Origin of the sequence: Paenibacillus agaridevorans, from assembly GCF_003112455.1 — a bacterium.
Classification (GTDB): Bacteria; Bacillota; Bacilli; order Paenibacillales; family Paenibacillaceae; genus Pristimantibacillus; species Pristimantibacillus agaridevorans.
The window spans coordinates 88,576-92,860 of record NZ_BDQX01000356.1 but is presented as its reverse complement, the minus strand read 5'-3'; the positions used below and the strand labels follow the sequence as shown (position 1 = coordinate 92,860).

1 protein-coding gene is annotated in these 4,285 nt (G+C 56.5%); it reads right to left on the bottom strand.

The window, feature by feature from the left end; all coding sequences use genetic code 11:
* Positions 1–4,285 (bottom strand): polysaccharide lyase family 8 super-sandwich domain-containing protein (locus PAT3040_RS27725; protein WP_108995231.1); only part of this gene is annotated, 4,285 nt, incomplete at both ends.

The following is a 4,285-nucleotide window of genomic DNA, read 5'->3' as shown; positions in this document are numbered from 1 at the left end:
CGCTGGTCAGGCGGGCCGGCGCTGCCGGGATCGGCGGTCCTTCGGACGACGGAACGACCGTGTTCGACGGCTCGGATGCCGCCGAAGCGCCTTGCGCGTTCATCGCGACGACGGTGAAGGTATAGGCAGTTCCGTTGGTCAAACCGGGAACGATAATGGGACTTACCTCCCCTTCCGCCGACGCGAAAGGTTCTCCATCCGTCCAAGCCGTTACCGTATAGCCTGTAATTTCGCTTCCGCCTGTGTCGGTCGGCGCCGCAAAGCTGACTTCGGCGAAGCCGTCATAACCGACGGCCTGCACATCGGCGGGAGCGTCCGGAACGGTGGCCAGCGCTCCGAACACCTTGAATTCCCACAGCGAATAGCCGTAATTGCTTCCTCGTTTGATGCCTAACATGCGCACATATCTGGCATTCACCGGTTCGAAGGAAATCTCTTCGATGCCGCCGCTTCCGGTCGCGGTGCTGTGAACGGTCGTCCAGTCCGCAGCGTTGTCGGATACCTCGATCCGATACTCCTTCCCGTACGCGGCTTCCCAATGCAGCACGACCTTCTCGATCGGCCGTCTTGCGCCAAGATCGACGTAGATCCACTGGGCATCGGAATAATTCGACCCCCAGCGGCTGCTGAGCGAGCCGTCGACCGCATTGCCGGCCGCCACGTCCGCCGCCCTGGTCGAGCTTGCCACGACCGTCATGCCTTCCGCCAGATTGGGCGGAACCGCTTCGTATACGATAAATTCATGAAGCGAGTAGCCGTTGCCGTTCCCCTGCTTAACCCCCTGCATTCGAACGTATCTGGCTTCGGCCGGCTTGAACGCAATGTCGTCGATGCCGCCGTCGCCCATCGAAGCCGTATAAACGTCCGTCCAGGCCGCGGCATCGCTCGAGACTTGGATCTTGTAGGCTTTGCCGTACGCCTCTCCCCAATTCAGCCGAACTTTATGAATCGAATACGTCTTCTGCAAATCGACATAGATCCATTCCCCATCCGCAGCGTCCGAACCCCAATACGATGTTTTGTAAATATCCGTTGCATTGGAAGCATGCAGATTGCCTTTGCTGGATGAAGCCGTCGCTCCCTTATCGTAAGCGAGATCGAATCCCCTATCGTCGATGGATTCTGCCTCGTTCAAGGTGATGCTGCGGCCCGTGAACGTATCCTTGCCAAGCGTATAGCTCGTCGTGGTCGTTTCTCCGTTGCGGTCCAGCGTCACGTTTACCGTAATCCCCGGCGTTTCGGGGTTGGCGACGGAAATGCGGACAGGGGACGCGGATTCGTCGACGATGACCATGGCCGGCTTATCCACCGCAACCGTCAAGCCGTCTCTCACCGTCACCGTCCCGGGTTGATAAAACAACATTTGCGCCATGCCGAGCTCCTGATGCCGAACAGCCTGAACCGCGGACGTATTCGATAGAACGCGGATCGGATTGTCATTGGCATATCGGCCGACCTGTTCGGCCGTTTTGTTCGGCAATACGATGTACTGGTAGGACGCGTCCGCCGGCTTCACGCCATGATCGAGCCACATGGAGAAAATCGGCTTCGTGATCGGCGCCGTCGAGCTGCCCGTGACAACATCGCTCCAGCTTCCGGTTTTTGTCTCCAGCTTCACGCGGAATTCCGTCGAATTCGGGAAGATGTAGCCGATCCGATCGTTATATGCCCAGCGTCCGCTCGTTTGCTGCGTGCCTTCCGCTATGACTTGCCCGTCTACGATGACGTCTCCGACCGCCAAACTTTGATTCAAGGTCGTGTGAACCGGATTGGCATTCGTCGAAGCGATTGCCGCGCCGAGCGCCACCATTTCGTCGTCGAAGAAGAAGTACCCCTTCTTCCCGCTTGTGCCCAGCTTGTTGAAGTCAAACGCGGTAGCGCCATAGCGCTCATTGGTGACCCCGCCGACAAACGTTCTGGGATTGTTGTAATTCCCGTCTTTTGTCAAATAATTCGGTGCCGTCGTACCTGGAACATGAGTCCAATCCATAAGCGGATAGATCGTTCTGTATTCGTCGCCGGTTCGTTGAATAGCGGTGGCGCCTTGCGGCGTCCAGTGCAGCAGATTATATCCATCGGGATTAATCGTTCGCCATTCACCGCCTTTGACCGTGCTGGAAGACATCTTGACCGTAATGCCGTAGTCGCTCCGCATATGGGAGGATACCAGCGTCTGCCATTGCGTCATATTGTTGGCGTTCAGTCCGTTGCTTGTGCTCGTGCCGATACCGCGAATATTCGCAAGGAAACTCGCAAACTCGGCGGCCCGCTTCGGATTCGCTTCCTGCATCCATTGCAGCGGATCTTCATAGAAGGTCAACGCCGCGCTTTCATAGCCCGGCCACTCGGGACCGTTCATCCCCATTCCGAGATCGGCAACGTCGCCTCTTACGAGATATCTGGTGCCGTCCAACAAGTAGGACGATAACGAATCGATAGCCGCCGGGCTGTAAGCGAACATGGTGCCCGAGGAAACATACGCCCAGAACGACATGTCTCTGGCGAAGCTTCTTCCATAGCCCGTCGTATAATTCGTTTTGCCATGCATGAAGAAAGACATATCCGACTGGATGCCCGTCACCGTCGTCGTCACGTTGGACAACACGTTAAACGCCTCTATCGCGTTCCGTACGATTACGGGATCCTCCAGCAATAGGCCGCGATACATATAGTTTTGATTGTACCAGGACGAGTTCGCTCCATCGACCGTATGCGGCTTGCTGTCCATCGTGTCGATAATGTTCGCGGCTTGCTCTGCCGTCAAATAACCTTCGAGCAGCAAAGCGATTTTGCCCAATCTAAGCTGCTTGCCGATTCCGGTCTCCCACCAGTTGGTTGAAGTCGGCTTGACCGTGAACCAATGGTCCAGCGCCTTTTGAATACCTGCCAACAGCGCTTCGTTATGATAGTTTGGACCATCCGGGTCGGCGAACGCCTGCGCCATCGATTGCAACCGATCCAGCGCAAGGTAAGGCGACCAGGCTCTGCCGTTCGCGCTGGACTGCGTGCTGGCGTAATCGACATCGCTCCAGCTTCCATTGGCGTTCTGACTGGACAAGTACGTGCCCGCCTGCGATTTGAAGGTCCATTCGACCCGACCGTTCGTGCCATCGTTGATTATATCTCTGGAGATGTAATAATCGACGACTCGTTTTTTCATCAATCGGATGGCATCCAGCTCTTGAGGCGTGCCGGGCTTGTCGACGATTTTGAACGGGAAGCGAGCCGCATGCTCCGTATAACCGTCGTTCAGCAAAAAGGCAATGTAATAGTCGCCCGGTGCCAAATCCGACAGTTTGGGGTATTCCTTCCGTCCCTCGCTTTCGTCCGTAATCGTAATCGTGCCGTTCGGGATGCCAGCGACGTATCCCCATTTCCAGGCATTGGTCCCTTTCTGAGGCGTTTCGCCATCGCGATAAATGCCAATCCAATCCTTGCCGCCTTGGGCGCCCGTGTAGCGAATCGTAAGCGGCTGCCCGCGATCCACGACCGCTTGATCCAAGCTCAAGGTGCCGCCGAATTCCGGCTCGGGAGCTGCCGGCAACTGCAAGTCCGCAATATCGCGCGGCTTCACGCTAAACGTCGAGACGACGGCGCGATGATCGGACAAATATGCATCCAATTGGATATCCGCATAGGAGATCGGCCCGCCGTACACTTCCTTCTCCCCGACCAACTTGCTTTCCACCGTGGTTGCGGGTCCCCCGGCATATACATAGTCAATCCGATCATAAACTTCCTTCGGCTTTCTCCATTCGGTGCCTTCGACCGCCCAAGTAATGCCCGGCGTCGCGACCGGGTCAGGGTGCATGGCCCGATAGGAGTCGACCATGCCTAATTGCTCCAGCCGCTTCGACACCGGCCATTCCATAACCGTATTGAAATAACGGTCTTTGTTCGCCTCCGTCCAATCCAGATGCGACGGCACGTTGAAGTCTCCCGTCAGGAAGACTGGCATGCCTTGCTCGGCAAGCTTGGGCAGCTTGCCGAACGCATTGCGCATCTCGACCATATGCTTCAGGTGTTCGTCGGCCATGACCGACTCCGCCGTCTTGCCGTCCATAATGCTGTAAGGGCCGTAAGGGGAAGACGTTAAATGAACATTGCCTATGGCCACCGCCTTCCCCGGCTCGACCTCTATCAGGTAATAATCTTTATCCGCATCGACATCGAGGATCGGGTATTTGCTTAGAAGGCTTGTGCTTGTACCGGCCTTGATGTTGACGTGGTAGCCTAACGTTGCAGCCGCTTGCGTCACGATCTCATCCTTGGATTCCTGAATGCC